This window comes from Mariprofundus ferrinatatus, assembly GCF_002795825.1.
Lineage (GTDB): Bacteria > Pseudomonadota > Zetaproteobacteria > Mariprofundales > Mariprofundaceae > Mariprofundus > Mariprofundus ferrinatatus.
In genome coordinates this window covers 1,282,476-1,299,117 of the sequence record NZ_CP018800.1, presented here as the reverse complement: position 1 = coordinate 1,299,117, position 16,642 = coordinate 1,282,476, and the positions used below count along the sequence as shown (strand labels likewise).

Here is a 16,642-nt window from a genome sequence, read left to right as displayed (position 1 = left end):
TCAGTTCCGGTCTGCGGCGAGAAGCTCCTGAACCGTGTGCGATAACAGATCAATATCAAATGGCTTGTTAACCACGCGGCAGAAATCCATCTGCGCATCCTCATTCAGAACATGGTCCCTGTCGTAACCGGTTACCAGGATTACCGGAAGCTCTGCATTAATCTGGCGCACTGCCTCTAACAGCACGGCACCTCCAATTTTAGGCATTACAACATCCGAGATAATGAGATCGATTTCACTGCGGTGTTTCCTGAACAGGTTCAGTGCTGATTCTCCGTCTTCCGCTTCAATGATCCGATAACCCAGACTGCGCAATACCTCGCAGGTTGTCTGACGGACATCTTTATCATCATCCGCAATCAGGATGGTTCTGCCTGCTCCATCCATGACATCGGCCTTGCTCACTGCGGAAGGCTCACTTTTCTGCTTGCTCAATGGCAGGAAAATGCGGAACAGAGATCCACCGTTCACCTTGCTTTCGACCTCGATCGCGCCATCGTGCGTCTGCACCGCACCGTAGAGCATGGCAAGACCAAGTCCCGTACCTTTGCCGACCTCCTTGGTGGTATAGAAAGGCTCGAAAATATTCGACAGCTGATCCTCAGGAATGCCATGGCCGTTATCGGCAACGCTTATACAGGCGAACCTGTTGCCGGTTAATGTGGGATGTTTTTTAAGGAAGGCAGGATCAGCGCAGAAAGGTGTAAGCGAGCATTGAATCGCAGGGTTCGGAACCTCGGCAACTGCATCAACCGCATTGGTCAGCAGGTTCATCAACACCTGCTGCAGCTGCGTGGCATCTCCTTCGATTCTCAGTGGTTCACTGCAGATGCTGGTCTGGTGGTCGATGTTCTCCGGGATGAGGGTTTTAGCCAGCTTGAAGCCCTCTTTCATGAAGGGGTTGAGGCTGAATACGCGCTTCGTCACGCTGTCCTTTCGGGCAAAGGTGAGAAGCTGCTGTACCATTTCGGCTGCACGGTTGCCCAGTTTCTCGATGTTGCGCAACCTGTCACCCAACTGAGGATGGTCCCTTAACTGCATTTTTGCCAGATAAACATTCCCCTGAATGGCTGCCAGCATATTGTTGAAGTCATGGGCGATGCCTCCGACCAGCGTGCCTACCGCCTCCATTTTTTGTGAATGACGCAGCTGCTCTTCGAGATCCTTGCGATCGGAAACATCTCGTGCAATCGCAACAAGCAGCTCCCTGCCATCTTCCTTAAAGGATCTCAGGCGAACCTCCACCGGGAATTCCGAGCCATCCTTGCAGGCGTGAACCGTGTCGATGGTGCTGCTATCACTTCCATCCCTGAACATCTGGTCAAAGGAGGCCTCAAGCTGTTCGCGACTCAGGTATGGCGTGATGTCACCGGGGCCCATGGCGAGCAGTTCCTGCCGGGTATAGCCCATTCTGTTGCATGCGGCTTCATTCATATCGATAAACATCATGGAGCTGCGATCTATGATGAAAATCGCGTCTGCACTGTTATCAAGGGCAACACGGAAGCGCTGCATGGCTGCTTCAGCCAGTTTGCGATCGCTAATGTCCCTGTCAAAGGCAACATTATAGGCCTTGTCGCCGAACTCCATGTAGTTGGCCATGACCTCGATCGGAAATATTTCTCCACTCTTTCGCTGATGCTGGGTTTCGACAATGAGTGATTTTCTGGCCTTCAGGTCGGCCCAGTGTTCCCCCCATATCTCGATAGGAAAGAGGGGGTCGATATCGGGGATGCAAAGATTCAGCGCCTCCTCCTGTGAATACCCCAGTGTTTCACAGCCCGTCCCGTTCAGGTAGCGAATGCGGGCATCGGAGTCGATGAAGGTGATATTGACCGGAGCATGATCCATCACGAATTTGGCGAGCTGCAACTCCTCTTCAGCTTTTTTTCGATCGCTGATATCACGAAGCACACTGTAAAACACCGGTTCGCCGTCGAGCTCGATAATCCTCGAGTTGATTTCTACCGGCATGATGGAGCCATCTTTTCTGTAGTGGGCGGTTTCAAAGGTGGCGGCACCATGTTTTTTGATCATGGCGATACGTTCGGGAACCCTTGCGGCGAATTCGGGCGGATCGAGCTCCCTGATGCTCATCGCCATCATCTCATCCTTGCTGTAGCCCAGCCGTTCATGTGCAGTGCGGTTGATGTCGATGAAATGGCCATGCATATCGAGAATGAAGATGCCGTCGCTGGAGGATTCAAACAGCATTTTAAAGCGCTTGCGCTCATCACTCAGCAGGCGCTGCTGCACTCTGTGCTCGGTGACATCCTGAATCAGTGCGAGCACACAGGGTGTGCATTCCTCCTGGTAGATGGCAGAGGAGGAGATGTGCACGGTTCGTCTTTCTCCGCTCTTGGTAACGATTTCGAAGTCCTTTCCAAAGTTGGGGTTACCAGCGATGACGCTCTGCATGGTATCTCTGGCTCGGTTTCGTTCGGTTTCGTTGTCGTAAATGGTTTCAAGCCAGCCGTGTCTGTTGATCTCATCCCGTGTGTAACCGGTGATCTCCTGCATACGCCGGTTCCAGGTAATAAATTTTGCAGAGCCCTCATCACCTTCGGAGCACCACACAGCAATGCCCTCCGAAGCACGATCCATAAGCTGGTTGCGGAAGGCTGCCTCCTGATGCAGTTCCTGTTCAGCCAGTTTACGATCAGTGATATCGAGAACGGTACCGGTCGAATAGAGCGCTGTTCCATCCTCGGCATAACTGGTTTCACAGCGCCCGTTTACCCATTTGATACGGCCATCCTGCAGCAGCAGCCGGTGTTCGATGTCGAAGCCGGTTCTGTTGTTAAGAGAGTCGGAATAAGCCGTGTTGACATAATCGCGATCCTCGGGATGGACAGCATCCAGAAACGCTTCGTAGGAGGCGCCGAACTGCTCCGGAGTGATCTCAAAGATGAGGAATACCTCTTCGGACCAGGTCAGTGCATTGTTGGTCAGGTCGAGTTGCCAATGGCCGAGGTGGGCAATGCGCTGCGCCTGCTGATACCTGTGGCGAATATCCCTAAGGTCCATTTCTACCTGCTTCTGCTTTGTTACATCCCTGATGGTGCCTTCTACCCCGGTAACATCTCCTTGCATGTTGCGGAAATAGTGGGCGTTGGTCGATACCCAGATGATTTCACCATCCACTCTTCTGATCTGAGCTTCAAAGTTGTAAACAGTGCCGTTATTTTCATGCAGCTCTTTGAGGAATTGCTCGCGGCCGCTTTCATGGAGATAGAATTGAGCAATTTCCTGACCTAAAAGCTCTTCCGCCTCGCAGGCCATCATTGCACCTGCGGAAGGAGAAACCTTGATTATCCGCCCCTCAATGTCGGTGCGGTAATAGGCCTCCTGAAGGCTGTTGAAAATATGGTTAAGTGTCTTTTCAGAGTTTTGCAGGGCTATCTGCTTGTTTTTTTCTGCGGTGATATCTTCATAGATGCCAAGAATGCCAATGACTTCATCGTTTTTGCCGCGCAGCGGCACCTTCGAGGTGCGCAGCCAGATTGTCTCGCCTTCCGGTGTTGTTCGTTGCTCCTCATACGCCAGTCGGGAGTTGCCGGACTCCATGATGCTGAAATCATCTGCGTGATAGCGTTCCGCCTGATCCTTCCACATCAAATCGAAATCGGTTTTGCCGACCAGTCCCTCCGGGCGGGATACACCTGCATCCCAGGCAAAGATGGTGTTGCAGCCCAGGTAGCGGCAGTCACGATCCTTCCAGAAGATACGGATAGGGACGCCCTCAATAATATCCTGCAGCAGGTCATGTGAGGCGAGCTGGTCTATAATTTCTTTCATGAGGCCATCCTTAGTGACATTTTCTGTCAGGTCTGAAGGGCTCCATGCCCGGTTTAATCAATTTCCATCAACATCCTTAAGCATACAACCAATTTTCGTGCCAACATGAACCTCCGGAGAGGTTCATCGGCTTAATCAGGTGCAATCAGCGCTTTGGGATTGGCAAAGGCTGCCATCAGGAAAAACATTTTCAGGCAGAACAGCCCGACCAGGAATGCGGATGCTGCTGACACTGTTCCATCTGGAACATCCGTGTTGGGAAACAGGATCCGTGGCAGCAGTGTGAGGCCTCCGAGAAAACCGCCTATGCCTGCAATCATCGCCACGGCAACGGGATGGAACCCCATCTCTATTACCCCCTGGTGAATACTTCCAAAGGTCAGCACGATATAGATCAGCACCATCAGAAAGGGGACTGCCATCACGACCGGCTCCCAGATTTTCCAGTCAATATTGCGCTCACGTCCTACCCATAATGTGAGGCCACCAACCAGTGTTGCCGGCACGGCATAGGAGACGATGGTCAAAGAGGTAGGAGAGATCATCTGCTCTGCATCATCTCTTTCTGGATAAGGAAAGGCTCGATTGGCATGGTTAGAAATATATACAATTAAGTAACATTGACTACAAATTACAGCGATTTAGTCTTCAATGGATCGAATTTCAAAGGAGTTTGCCGTGAAAAACAAGTCCATGATTACCATAACTATACTGGCGATGTTCTCTGTAGCAGCAGTTGGCTGTTCGGACTCATCCAAGGATACACCTGCCGTCCAGCAGGCAGCACAACCGGCAGCACAGCCGGAACCTGCACCAGCACCACCAGCCGATCTTCCCGAGGGCATGGGCCCGCTGCCAACCGAAGTGCCTGTTCCGGCCGACAATCCTCAGACAGAAGAGAAGGTTGAGCTGGGTAAGATACTCTACTTTGAACCGGCACTCTCCAAGAGCGGCAACTTTTCCTGCAACTCCTGCCACAACCTCGGCACTGGCGGTGTGGACAATCAGCAGTTCTCTATCGGTCACAAATGGCAGCGCGGTGGGCGCAATGCACCAACCGTGCTGAACTCCGCTTTCTGGAGCGCCCAGTTCTGGGATGGTCGTGCACCACAGCTTGAAGATCAGGCCAAGGGCCCGCCACTGAACCCGGTCGAGATGGCCAGCATGGATGAGACTGAAGTGGTTGCCCGCCTGACTGAGGCAGGTTACGGACCGCTGTTTGAAAAGGTGTTTGGTGCCAATGCGTTGAACTACGATAACATGGCCAAAGCCATTGCCGCTTTTGAACGCACACTGATCACGCCGGATGCTCCGTTCGATCTCTATGCCCAGGGTAAAGCTGATATCAGCGAGGCTGCCAAGCGCGGCATGCAGAAGGTGGTCGAGGTCGGTTGTACCTCATGCCACTCCGGTGCCCTGTTCACCAACAACACCTTCCAGAAGTTCGCCTATGGCACCGATGAGGGTGTGAAATCCGTATCCGGCAAGGATGAAGATGATCATCTCTTCCGCGTACAGTCCTGGCGCAATGTGGCACTCACTGCCCCGTATTTCCACGATGGTGGCGTTAAAACGCTGGATGAGGCCGTTCGCGTGATGGCCAAGACCCAGCTCGATACCGAACTCTCTGATGGGGATACTGCGGATATCGTCGAGTTCCTGAAAACCCTGACCGGCACGCAGCCACAGGTGACATTCCCGGTGCTGCCACGACCAGAAGGGCATGCACTTAGCTGGAGTGATTAAGGGCTTTCAGCTGTAAGATATAAACAAGGGCCTCTTCGGAGGCCCTTGTTTATGCTGTTTGATACAACTCAGGCTGTATCAATGAAGTCTTCTCCACGATACTGCAGCGCTTCGGCGATATGCGATGCAGTGACGCTTTCAGAGGCATCAAGATCGGCAATGGTGCGGGCGACTTTCAGAATACGGTGGTAACTGCGGGCAGACAGGGCAAAATGGTTCATGGCTCGATCGATCAGCTTTGCACCCTCCTCATCCGGTTTGGCGTCACGTTCGATATCGCTGGAACTCATGCGTGCATTGACGTTTCCGCTGCCCAGTCGCCCATACTGCCTGGCACGCGCCAGTTTTATGCGTTCGGCCACCTTTTTCGAAGGCTCTCCAGGCTGCATGCGACTCAACTCGTGATGCTCTACTGGCGGCACATGGATACGCAGGTCGAAACGATCGAGCAACGGACCTGAGATGCGACCCATGTAACGTCTGATCTCTGCCTGTGAACAGCGACACGGTTTCACGGGGTGTCCGAGGTAACCGCACGGACATGGATTCATGGCTGCGATAAGCTGGAAGCGGGCAGGGAACTCAACGGTATCAGCGGCACGCGCCACGGTGACGCGACCATCTTCCAGGGGCTGCCTGAGTGTTTCCAGAACAATCCGCTTATGTTCGGGGAGCTCATCGAGAAACAGGATGCCATGGTCGGCCTTGGATACTTCTCCCGGTCTCGGATTGCTGCCGCCACCAATGATTGCGACATCGGATGCAGAGTGATGCGGTTGCCGAAGTGGAGGACACCTGCTCATTGGAAAGCGGGAGTTGTCACCGGAAACACTGTAGATACGGGTCACCTCCAGCGCCTGTTCCATCGTTAACGGAGGCAGAATGCCGGGCAGGCATTTTGCCAGCATGCTTTTGCCGACACCGGGAGGACCGCTCATCAGGAGGTGATGACCTCCGGCAGCGGCGATCTCAAGTGCTCTTCGCGCCTGCTGCTGGCCACGAACATCGGCCATATCGATATCAATTTCTCGATCATGAGAACCCTCTTCGGGTCGTGCAGCGCTCTGTAGAAGCGATTTGCCTGACAGGTGCTCAGCCACTGCAAGCAGGTGTTCTGCCGGGTATGCAGTCAACCCTGTAACGGCTACGGCCTCGCGAAGGTTATCTTTTGGCAGGATGATGCTGCTGAACCCCTGTTGGCGTGCGAAAAGGGCCAGTGAAAGTACACCGTTAACCGGATTGAGGCGTCCATCCAGTGCGAGTTCGCCGATCAGAAACGGGGTTTCAGCATCTTTTGCTGGTGCGCTGCTGCCATTCAACAGCGGCAGCCTGGGTTGTTCTGAAAGCTGTCCGGACGCCTTGAGCAGGGCGATAGCGATTGGCAGATCGAAATGTGAGCCATCTTTACGCCGATCTGCAGGAGAGAGGTTGACCGTGATGCGGCGCAGCGGGAACTCAAAACCGGAATTAACGACTGCAGAACGGATACGGTCGCGCGCTTCGCGAACTGCCCCCTCAGGAAGTCCGACTAAGCTCCAGCACGGAAGCCCTTTTGACAGATCCACCTCGACATCGACGTGTTCGGCATCGAGTCCCCGCAGGGATGCACTATATAATCTGGCCAGCATATTCAGATTGTAGACTATAATTTGTATTTTTCATGTTACTGGATATGAACGGTTATTGCTCGGATCCGATTGTTCGGATCTGTTCCTGAGCCGCGGATATTTACTGGTTACCGTCTCCCTTCGGGTGATAGGCATCGATATCGACCTGCTGTTTATCGAGAAAACGGTGCCCATAGCTGAGATAGATTTTTTTATCGATAAACAGGTCGAAGAGGTCGGGATCGATATGCCCTTCACCCTTCATGGTTTCGAGAATGGAGAGGGCTCTGGAGAGCGGCATGCCGGGTTTATAGGGGCGATCCGACGCCGTCAGCGCCTCGAAGATATCTGCGACACCGAGAATACGGGCCTGAACGGACATCTGATCGCGGGTGAGACCATTGGGGTAGCCTTTGCCGTCCATGCGCTCATGGTGGCCGCCGGCGATTTCAGGAACATGTTGAAGGTGTTGCGGGAAGGGGAGCGCTTCAAGCATACGAATGGTTGAGACGATGTGGAAATTGATGATTTCCCGCTCTTCATCGGTCAGCGTGCCTTTGGCCACATTCAGGTTGTAAGCCTCATCATCGGTAATGAACGGGTGTATCTTTCCGGAGGCATCCTGCCAGGAGTATTCGGCCGCAATGTTATGGATGCGCTGCTGCCTTTCGGGCGCCATAAATTCGCCCCCCATATTACTCTGGTGAATGAACGCCATATCCTCCTGCAGTTTTGATAGCGGTTCCTGAAGTGATTCCAGTACCGAATCCGGTTCTGCAACCTGTTGCTGAAGCTTTTCGATCATCATATCACGCCTTATCAGTTCATGACGCAGATCCAGCAGGTCGATTCGGTCGTGGATAGTCTCCAGTTTAGTGGATTTGTCGACAATATGGACCGGTGTCGTGATTTTTCCGCAATCGTGAAGCATGGCGGCAATTTTCATCTCATACATCTCTTCTTTCGAGAGTCTGAAGCCGGCAAGTGGACCGCTATCTGTTTCACTTGCCGCCCTGGCGGTCATCATGGCAAGTTCCGTAACACGGCGGCAGTGGCCACCCGTGTAGGGGGATTTTTCATCAATCGATTTCGAGATCACATCGATAAAAGATTCCAGTAACAGTTGCAGCTCTTCATTTAGCCGTTTATTGGTCAGTGCAACGGCGGCCTGGGAGGCAAATGATTCCGCCAGCTGCTGATCCTCTTCTGAGAAACTGGTGATCTTACCACTGTCCGGAGAGATCGCATTGATCAGCTGCAGGACACCGATCAGCTCTTTTTTCTGATTATGCATCGGTACAGTCAGGAAGGATTGGGATCGATAGCCGTTTTTACGGTCAAAGGCCCGGGTGCCTGTGAAATTATAGCCGTCAGCCTGATAAACATCCGGAATATTGATTGTAGATCCATGCAGTGCGGCACTGGCAGCCACAAGTCGGTCATTGGGATTGCCACGCATATCGTATAGCGGGATCGGCTCGATATTGCTCAGGTTGCCATCCGCACTGCTCAAATGAATATCAAGGGAGTCGGTCTGCATCACCTCAAAATGGAGCTTGTTGTCCTTGTGCAGATACAGTGTGCCAGCATCGGCAAAGGTAAGCGCTTTGGCACTGATGACAATCTCTTTGAGCAACTGCTCGGTGCTCTCCTGAGAGGAGAGGGAGATGCCGATCTGGTTGAGCCGTGTTACGCGGTCAAGCAACTTCTCAGACTCTGCATTTATACGGGCATTGGTGATATTTGTGCCTGCCTGAAATGCCAGGGCCTCAGCCAGAAGCAGGTCGGCTTCTGAAAAGGGTTCAGCCTGTCCGCTATCTTTATTAACCGAATTGATCAGCTGAAGGACGCCGATAACCCCCCATGTCTGATTGTGAATGGGAATTGTCAGCAGTGACTGTGTCCTGTAATTCATCTGCTCGTCAAAAGCCCTGATACCCGATGTATGAATGCCTTCTGCTGCGTAGACATCCGGAATATTGGAGCTGTTGTTCTCTATGGCTGCGCGGGCAGCGAGATTTTCCTGATTCGGGTTTCCCTCTTTGTCATACAGGGGAATGGGAATAAAAGAGGTGCTTTTTTCGGAAGGTTCGACATGTGAGATTTTCAACGTCTCATTCTGCATGACAGTGAAGTGGAGCTGATTATCGCTTCCCAGCAGGTAAATGGTTCCGCCGTCAGCCCCGGATACCCTTCTGGCACCTGTCAATAATGAGGAGAGCACATCGCCGGTGCTCTGCTTCGTGGCGAGTGTGTGCGCGATATTCTGTACTTCCGAGAATCTGCTCAGCAGCTTTCCTTTCATGCGTAAGCTCCTATGGCAGCGGCTGGATATATCATGTTATCGGGTTTGGGTCATGACAGTCAGATACCGACTGTTCCTTTCTCTTACCACAACAGGCACATCCCTTGAAAGGCGTTGTGTAACAGCTCCGGCCCGCTCCCGGGGATTACCATGGGTTCCGGAAATGCCGCTTCCAATAGCACTGAGCCTTGAGAGTACATGCGGGAAGCGGGTGGGGTCGTAGCCTGCCGTGCGAAGGATGGTGAGAGCTACCATGTCCGCATCCTGCTCCTTGGCGCGGCTGTAACCTTTGGCTGCAAAATCGACCAGCAAGCCAGAAAGGTTGTTCAGACCGCCGGCAAGCTCAGCCAGTTTTTTTACCTTCTCAGAGGCATATCTCTCACTTGCCTCACTGAGAATGTCTCTCATCAGTTTGTCCCTGTACTGTTTTTTGATCGAGCCGACAGGGTGGTCGAGGACAATATGGGATATCTCATGGGCAAGCACTGCTGCAAGCTCATCCTCGTTTCTGGTCTTGGCGATCAGGCCGGTGGTAATAAAGATAAACCCGCCAGGTACTGCATAGGCATTCACCCGCTGCGGCTCATCCAGCACAATGAAGTGGTAGCCGGCATAAACTTCCGGTCTGCCCGAGGCCATAGCCAGTGTCTGCCCGATGGCAGAGACGTACTCCTGCAGTGCTGCCCTGCCAAGCAGGCGATGGTTGGACAACAGACGTGCACCACTGGCTCGTCCAATATAGTAGCGCTCCTCATCAGAGAACGAGCGCACCGCCTTGGAGGCTGTCTGACCAAACTCTATGACCTTACCGACATCAATATTCTGAAGATCTTCAAAACTGAAATCAAAAGCATGGGAGATCGATGCCGGGAGCAGGAGCATTGTCAGCAGTACAAATGTTCTCTTATTCATCTGCATACTCCCCGAGCTTGCCCTGCTCACGGAACTTCCTCAGATAGGTGTCGGGGTTGCTCACAGTGGAGACCTGTTCGGCCCGATCCATCAGGTCGTAACGCAACTGCCTGTTCTTGCGGTTTTCTCTCTCAACCTCAGGGGAAAAACCTTTGGTGGCAGCTGCCATGTCCGACTGCGTCACCTCTCCGGAACGGGAGAAGCTTGTAAACGTTCGTTCTTCCGCCACAGCCTTCGAACTGATATATCCACTCTGGCGCCCGTCGCTGACGTGGTAGAAAATCCCTGTACTGCCGAGATAGGTGACAGATGCACCCTTGGGCAGTGTTCTTATCACGCTGCTTCCAAAGGCACGGGGTGCACTCTTCATAACCGCTTTGGAGAGAGAGATACGCAGTATGCTGCCTTTGTCCGGCACATCTGCGGCAAGCGCCGGGGATGCAGGCAGTAACAGCAGGAGTGCAGTTATCAGGCTACATCTTGGAATCGGGCTTAAAAACGCCATCCCATCCTCCTTGAACCATATTCTTATCTGCTGCTTCTATTCTGCGCAGAAACTCGGCTGTAGCCGGATCCTCAGGTATGTGATCATATACTTGCGCGAATTGCTCCTTCGCAGCAAACAGCTCACCTTTACGATAGCATATTAATGCCTGTTCGAACAGTTGAGCGCCATGTTGCAGCGATTTTCCAACCTCGCCCTCTTTACCAAGCAGTTCATACACAAACACCGGCTTTTTCTTGCCGACGACCTGAATGGCATCAAGCTCCCTGGTGACGAAGCCATCGCCTGCAAGCGCCCTGGTTTTTTTCGAAATCATCAGGTTGGTGCCATAGAATTTATTTGCAGCTTCTAGCCGTGAGGCAAGATTCACCGCATCACCCATGACTGTGTAATTCATTCGGGTACGTGAACCCATGTTGCCGACCAGCATCGGACCACTGTTGATGCCCATTCTCACGAACAGTTGATCCCTGCCTTCGGCGGCCCATTTTGTGCGCAGCACCCGCAACCTCTCCTGCATCTCGAGTGCTGCCAGCAGCGCCAGACGGGCATGGTCGTGCCGGTAGATCGGCGCACCCCAGAAAGCCATGATCGCATCACCTTCAAACTTATCGACGGTACCATGATATTTGCCGATGATGTCGCACATCTCGCTGAGATACTCGTTGAGCAGGGCAACCAGCGCTTGCGGCGACAGCCTTTCAGATATCGTGGAAAAACCGGCAATATCTGAGAAAAATGCAGTCATGGTTCGTACGTCGCCGCCAAGCAGTAGTCGATTGGGGTCATCGACCAGGGCTTTGACCACATCGGGGGAGAGGTACTGGCCAAATGCACTGGTAACAAAGTGTCGCTGCCTGGCCTCGGTCACGTAGTTAAATCCGGTGGCGAGGATAAAGCAGCCAATCAGGTTGATGGAGGTGGCTGTTACATCGATCAGCAGGCCATGATGTTTGAACATGTAGATTGCAGTTACAGCGTTCAACGCCAGCAGCAGGAAGGTGAAGGCAAAACCTGTGGTGGCACGGAACCTCGCCGTGACAAGCGCCAGCAGCAGAGAGGTTAGGAAGAGTACGGGGAGCACATAGATTGCTTCATAACGGCTCTGCAAAAAGTCTCCTGCAAGAATATTATGGATGGCGGTACCGTGGTAGTGGGCACCCGGATCATTAGACTTGTTGAATGGATTGGGCCTGAAATCTTTCAACTCTGTAGCATCGGCACCAATGATGACGATCTTGTCTTTGAACAGCGCAGGGTCGTAGTAGGGGGGGCTGCCCTCATCTATGCTGATCTGCGATTTGATGACTCTTAACAGAAGGTATTTGTCGTAGATGCCGGAGTCGCCGTAGTAATGGCTTCGTGCCATGCCTTCGGCATCCAGTGGAATCGACCGCTCAATGCCCGGGCCGGTAAGCACAAGCTCGTTTTCTTCGATACGGTACGCGGTGATGCCGAGAGCAGATGCTGAAGCTGAGAGGGATAGTGATGGGTGGTAGCGATTACCACTTCTGATCAGCATGGGAATTCGCCGGCCAATGCCATCCCTGTCCTGTACAAACTTCACATCACCAACTGCTTTTACACGCTCAGTGAGTTCAGCAACAGGCGCCCTGATATAAGGGTAATCCTTAAACATGGTTGCATCAGTTCCTTCCACCGGCAGGGCAAAACGATCTGTTATTCGCAGGTTCTCCAGGGCTCTCTGTTCCGACATGGCACTGCGATGGCTGCTGGAGAGGTTGGCCAGGATCACGCCAGCCTCCTCAACTGCCGAAGCAAAGCCGACATCATCCTCATATCCATGCACGGAGCGCTCACTAAAAATCATATCGAAGATGATCTCTTTTGCGCCTGCGTTATTAAGGAAACGAACGGCTTCTGCATAGGCGGAGCGTGGCCATGGCCAACTGATCCCGTCTACTTCGTCAGCCTCGATGAGGCTGGCATCAGTGATCAGAAGATAGACAACAGGTTTCTCGTCTGGGGGGGATGAGATGTGGATCTGTAACTGGTCGGAAATGGCGTCATGGGCAGATTCAAACGCATCAACCAGATAAAAAATGGATAACAGGGATGTGAACAGTGTACATAACAACAGTAACCTGGGCGTGCTAGCGGCACCCTGCTTCTCCCGGGCAGAGGAGCTTTCATTCACCGTCGGTTGCCAGTTGTTCCAGGATCAGCTGTGGCTGACACACTCAGGAATGTAAGCTGCAGCTGCCGGCAACGGCAGGAGAACTTAAACATGGGTTGGAGGAACCAGCCTGACATATGTTCAGTTTAGACCAAGACGAATCCATTTTCACTGTTGGTTCGGTCAGAGAAGCGATGCGGCTGCAACTTCATTGCAATACGCAGCATTGCTTTAACAGGTGCGGAGCTGTCCGGCGCTTACTGCGAGAGTTTTTTGAGCGCCGCTTCCAGCTCGGCGACGCGTGCCTCAAGCGCATGCAACTCCTCTTTCGCCTTTTTCAACATCACTTCCTGTACCTGCATGCGTTCATGGGTTACCACATCGAACTGCGACAGGGCATTCTCTACGATACCGCGCACCTGCGCTTCGGCACCCTGTTTCAGGCCGCCAAGCATGCGAATGCCGCCGGCAATTTTTTCTGCAATGTCATCCAGAGGTTGCTGTTGATGGGTCATCTGTTACTCCGATTTGCTCAGGATAGTTTTTCTTTTTTGTGCAGGATCGCCCTCTTTGATTGCCCCTTTCAGGTAGGCGTAATCGCCGGAAGGCAGCTTGATTTTCAGCCACTCCCTAGCCCCGCTTTGTGTGACCTCAAGACTTGCTCCGGGGCGGAACCAGCCGACACGGGGCGATTTGACACTGGGGTCTTGTCTGAGATTGTTGTACTTGGATGTGTCCATATGGGCTGATGCAGGGAGGCGCTTCAATTTTTCGTCGATGACCTCGATAATAGCGTGCTCAACCGACTCCTCTCGCGAGCTACCTTTCACCTTTATATAAACTGTGGTGAGTTCCGGTGTCTGAGTGCGTAAGGTGATTTCACCATCCAGACGCTCATTGCCAAAGCCGATGCCATAACCGCCATCTTGCTGAATCTCCAGTACATCGACATCCAGTTTCAATGATTGCAGGCTCTGCTGAACACCTGTCAGCGTTTTCCGCATGTTGGCAGGATAACTCTTCTCTTTACCAATAAACTGATTGGCTGCCACTTCAAACAGTGCCCCAGGAATGGCAGAGACGGCGGTTAATGCAACGCAGCCTGGAAGCATCATCAGCAGGAGTAAGGAAAAAGCCCGAAACATCAAGATGAACCCCACTGTTTTGCTTCAGGATTCACTACTTTCAGGTGATCAAGGACCCGGTCAACAAGATAGTCGACTATCTCATCAAGTGAGGTCGGACGATGATAGAATGCAGGCATGGCAGGGATAATATCAACACCCATACGAGAAAGCTTCAGCATATTTTCCAGATGAATGGTGGAAAGGGGCGTTTCCCGGGGTACGAGAATCAGCTGCCGTTTCTCCTTCAATACCACATCAGCTGCACGCTCTATCAGGTTGCCGGACAAACCTGATGCAATCCTTGCCAGCGTGCCCATTGAGCAGGGAATCACGACCATTCGCCTGATGCTGGCAGAACCGGATGCAGCGGGTGAGAACCAGTCAGAGAGGCTATAACAGCAAAGCCTGGAAGAGGGGATGGTTAGGTGCTCGGCAAGGGCTGCAGTTGTGGCATCCGTATCAGCTGGCAGTTCCAGATCCGCCTCCTGTTTAAGCACCACGCGTGCGGCATCGGAGAGGATAAGGTGTTGGGTGATGCCGGCATCGGCCAGTCGTTGAATCAGTCGCAGGCCATACGCCGCTCCCGATGCGCCTGTCATGGCTACGATGATCGGTTCCTGTTGTGGAGCGTTACTCATGGTCGGCCGCTGTCTCCTCAAGTTGCATTGAAGTGATACTGTAAAAGATATGGAGATAAGGGCAATGCCCGGTTCGTCCCCATCATCAGCCAAAGTGGCGGAAAGCCTTCCTGGCCTCCACGGTCCATCGTCACATCGAAAAACTTTCGCCCAGATAGAGGCGACGGGCATCGGGATGGGCAATGACCTCATCAGAGGTGCCGTGAACAATAATCTCGCCGGCGCTCATCAGGTAGGCCCGGTCACAGATCGACAACGTATCGCGGACATTGTGGTCGGTAATCAGGATGCCGATACCCTTGCTCTTCAGCTCGGCGATAATGGCCTGGATATCTTCAACGGCAATCGGGTCGACACCGGCAAAAGGCTCATCCAGAAGCAGGAACCGTGGCTTGCTTACCAGCGCGCGCGCAATCTCGGTGCGTCGCCTCTGACCACCTGAAAGTGTATAGGCCTTCTGGTCCCGTACCGCCTCAATACCCAGTTCGACAAGCAGATTCTCAAGCTCTTCTTCAACCTGCACATCAGGAAGATTCAGGGTTTCAAAGATTGCCAGCAGGTTTTCACGAACAGTCAGTTTACGGAAGATGCTCGCTTCCTGCGGAAGATATCCGATTCCACTTCTTGCCCTCTGATACATCGGCTGAGCTGTAATGTCATGGTCATCCAGTGATACCTGCCCACTATCGGCGCTGATTAGTCCGCATACCATGTAAAAGCTTGTGGTTTTACCGGCACCGTTTGGTCCCAGCAGGCCGATACACTCCCCGGAGAAAAGGTCGATATCGACACCGGAAACCACCTGCTTGTTGCGGTAGCTTTTGCATAATCCTTTTGCTGACAGGTGGTGAACGCTGCTCATGTTATTTGGCCGCCTTGGGAAGAGGGGTGCCAGCAGCCTTGTCCGATTCGATGGTCATATGCGTTCTGCCTCCTTTACGGGGCTGGACAACGGTTTTTTCATTGCGCATGTCATGGATGATTGTTTCGCCCGTTATCCTGCTGCCATCCTGTTCCAGTACGGCATTGCCAATCAGGGTAAGTCTGTTGTTTTTCTGGTCGAAGATCGCCTTGTCAGAACTTCCGGTAATACCTTTCTGGGCAAGGCGCACATGACCGAAAGCCTCAGTATGATCCAGCTGGCTGTTTTTGTAATAGGCGAGAAGTTTGTCACACCAGAGCTCGAAATCATCGCGTTTCAGATGAACATTGCTGATGAATTCAGCCCGCTCGCTTTTGTGCTGAAAAACCATCCTGTCAGACTCAATCTCCATTGCTCCGGCCCACAGGAGGGACGGCATCATAAAGATCGCTACTATTATCGCAAATCTGACCACTATTTTACTCCCTGCCATTGTGGGTTGCTGTCCTGAATCCAGATGCCACCATCCACCTTGATCTGATCGCTGCTTCGCTGCAAGCGCATATTATTCCCTTTTGCCGAAATAGTTTCCCCGACGACTGCGAAGTCGTCAGGCACCTGAATCTCATCCTTTGTGCTGTCATAGATCAGGGTCTCGGTAGTCATCTTCCAGGTTTGATAATCAACATTCACCTGATCCTGAAAATGGATGTTTCTCTGCAGCGGCTCAAACCATGCCTGCTGGCTGCTGATGTTGATCTCGACACCGGAATCAGTAAACAGCGTCAGGGTGGGGATGAGCAGATGCATCCTGCCATCCAGTTGCTGTTTCGCTTCGCTGGCACGCAGCTGCCAGATGATTTTTCCATCCTTACGCTCGACAATCACCGGGCTCTCCACCTCGGTTTTTGGGCGCTCCGTATTATCTTCTACCTTCTCAACTTCTGCAGGTCCTGCCAGCCACATCATTAAAATTGCCACGACAATACTTCCTGCTGAAACAGC

General features: G+C 52.6%; 14 protein-coding genes. 1 reads left to right on the top strand and 13 read right to left on the bottom strand.

Annotation, left to right across the window (positions count from 1 at the left end):
* Together Ga0123462_RS06305 and Ga0123462_RS06300 are read right to left on the bottom strand one after the other, a co-directional pair.
* Positions 1 to 3,798 (bottom strand): PAS domain S-box protein, encoded by a 3,798-nt coding sequence (locus tag Ga0123462_RS06305; protein WP_100265521.1) that lies wholly within the window; start codon positions 3,796 to 3,798, stop codon positions 1 to 3.
* A 131-nt stretch (positions 3,799 to 3,929) separates the two neighbouring features.
* On the bottom strand, positions 3,930 to 4,343 hold the full coding sequence (locus tag Ga0123462_RS06300) for a hypothetical protein (protein WP_100265520.1): 414 nt from the start codon (positions 4,341 to 4,343) through the stop codon (positions 3,930 to 3,932).
* A 133-nt stretch (positions 4,344 to 4,476) separates the two neighbouring features.
* On the opposite strand from Ga0123462_RS06300, the gene Ga0123462_RS06295 reads away from it, so the two are divergent.
* Positions 4,477 to 5,544, top strand: a complete 1,068-nt coding sequence (locus Ga0123462_RS06295; RefSeq protein WP_232726382.1) for a cytochrome-c peroxidase — start codon at positions 4,477 to 4,479, stop codon at positions 5,542 to 5,544.
* A gap of 68 nt (positions 5,545 to 5,612) precedes the next feature.
* Here Ga0123462_RS06295 and Ga0123462_RS06290 read toward each other — a convergent pair whose 3' ends face one another.
* From Ga0123462_RS06290 to lptC, 11 genes are all read right to left on the bottom strand, one after another.
* Positions 5,613 to 7,172 (bottom strand): YifB family Mg chelatase-like AAA ATPase, encoded by a 1,560-nt coding sequence (locus tag Ga0123462_RS06290; RefSeq protein WP_100265519.1) that lies wholly within the window; start codon positions 7,170 to 7,172, stop codon positions 5,613 to 5,615.
* Between the two features lie 100 nt (positions 7,173 to 7,272).
* Complete coding sequence (locus tag Ga0123462_RS06285; RefSeq protein ID WP_100265518.1) at positions 7,273 to 9,456, bottom strand: HD family phosphohydrolase; 2,184 nt, start codon at positions 9,454 to 9,456, stop codon at positions 7,273 to 7,275.
* A gap of 36 nt (positions 9,457 to 9,492) precedes the next feature.
* A complete protein-coding gene (locus tag Ga0123462_RS06280; protein ID WP_157821293.1) occupies positions 9,493 to 10,368 on the bottom strand; it encodes a M48 family metalloprotease in 876 nt (291 codons plus the stop codon).
* On the bottom strand, positions 10,361 to 10,873 hold the full coding sequence (locus tag Ga0123462_RS06275) for an SH3 domain-containing protein (protein WP_100265516.1): 513 nt from the start codon (positions 10,871 to 10,873) through the stop codon (positions 10,361 to 10,363). The genes Ga0123462_RS06280 and Ga0123462_RS06275 overlap by 8 nt, the downstream gene beginning before the upstream one ends.
* Entirely contained in the window at positions 10,842 to 13,031 is a 2,190-nt protein-coding gene (locus tag Ga0123462_RS06270; RefSeq protein ID WP_100265515.1) for a CHASE2 domain-containing protein, read from the bottom strand. Before Ga0123462_RS06270 ends, Ga0123462_RS06275 begins: the two co-directional genes overlap by 32 nt.
* A gap of 236 nt (positions 13,032 to 13,267) precedes the next feature.
* A complete protein-coding gene (locus Ga0123462_RS06265; protein ID WP_100265514.1) occupies positions 13,268 to 13,525 on the bottom strand; it encodes an accessory factor UbiK family protein in 258 nt (85 codons plus the stop codon).
* Between the two features lie 3 nt (positions 13,526 to 13,528).
* On the bottom strand, positions 13,529 to 14,125 hold the full coding sequence (locus Ga0123462_RS06260) for an SH3 domain-containing protein (RefSeq protein ID WP_232726381.1): 597 nt from the start codon (positions 14,123 to 14,125) through the stop codon (positions 13,529 to 13,531).
* A 29-nt stretch (positions 14,126 to 14,154) separates the two neighbouring features.
* Positions 14,155 to 14,775: a UbiX family flavin prenyltransferase gene (locus Ga0123462_RS06255; RefSeq protein ID WP_100265512.1), complete on the bottom strand. Its 621-nt coding sequence runs from the start codon at positions 14,773 to 14,775 to the stop codon at positions 14,155 to 14,157.
* Between the two features lie 130 nt (positions 14,776 to 14,905).
* The gene (gene lptB / locus Ga0123462_RS06250) at positions 14,906 to 15,637 is read right to left on the bottom strand and encodes an LPS export ABC transporter ATP-binding protein (RefSeq protein ID WP_100265511.1); all 732 of its coding nucleotides are present in this window, start codon (positions 15,635 to 15,637) and stop codon (positions 14,906 to 14,908) included.
* A gap of 1 nt (position 15,638) precedes the next feature.
* Positions 15,639 to 16,112, bottom strand: coding sequence for a lipopolysaccharide transport periplasmic protein LptA (gene lptA, locus Ga0123462_RS06245; RefSeq protein ID WP_232726380.1), 474 nt, complete (start codon positions 16,110 to 16,112; stop codon positions 15,639 to 15,641).
* Complete coding sequence (lptC, locus tag Ga0123462_RS06240) at positions 16,112 to 16,618, bottom strand: LPS export ABC transporter periplasmic protein LptC (protein ID WP_232726379.1); 507 nt, start codon at positions 16,616 to 16,618, stop codon at positions 16,112 to 16,114. Before lptC ends, lptA begins: the two co-directional genes overlap by 1 nt.
* Positions 16,619 to 16,642 lie beyond the last annotated feature (24 nt).

Excerpts from the sequence above, each read along its gene's own strand:
- Ga0123462_RS06305 (WP_100265521.1), bottom strand. The coding sequence starts at position 3,798 with ATGAAAGAAATTATAGACCAGCTCGCCTCACATGACCTGCTGCAGGAT.
- Ga0123462_RS06300 (WP_100265520.1), bottom strand. The coding sequence starts at position 4,343 with ATGATCTCTCCTACCTCTTTGACCATCGTCTCCTATGCCGTGCCGGCA.
- Ga0123462_RS06290 (WP_100265519.1), bottom strand. The coding sequence starts at position 7,172 with ATGCTGGCCAGATTATATAGTGCATCCCTGCGGGGACTCGATGCCGAA.
- Ga0123462_RS06285 (WP_100265518.1), bottom strand. The coding sequence starts at position 9,456 with ATGAAAGGAAAGCTGCTGAGCAGATTCTCGGAAGTACAGAATATCGCG.
- Ga0123462_RS06280 (WP_157821293.1), bottom strand. The coding sequence starts at position 10,368 with ATGAATAAGAGAACATTTGTACTGCTGACAATGCTCCTGCTCCCGGCA.
- Ga0123462_RS06275 (WP_100265516.1), bottom strand. The coding sequence starts at position 10,873 with ATGGCGTTTTTAAGCCCGATTCCAAGATGTAGCCTGATAACTGCACTC.
- Ga0123462_RS06265 (WP_100265514.1), bottom strand. The coding sequence starts at position 13,525 with ATGACCCATCAACAGCAACCTCTGGATGACATTGCAGAAAAAATTGCC.
- Ga0123462_RS06260 (WP_232726381.1), bottom strand. The coding sequence starts at position 14,125 with ATGATGCTTCCAGGCTGCGTTGCATTAACCGCCGTCTCTGCCATTCCT.
- Ga0123462_RS06255 (WP_100265512.1), bottom strand. The coding sequence starts at position 14,775 with ATGAGTAACGCTCCACAACAGGAACCGATCATCGTAGCCATGACAGGC.
- lptB (WP_100265511.1), bottom strand. The coding sequence starts at position 15,637 with ATGAGCAGCGTTCACCACCTGTCAGCAAAAGGATTATGCAAAAGCTAC.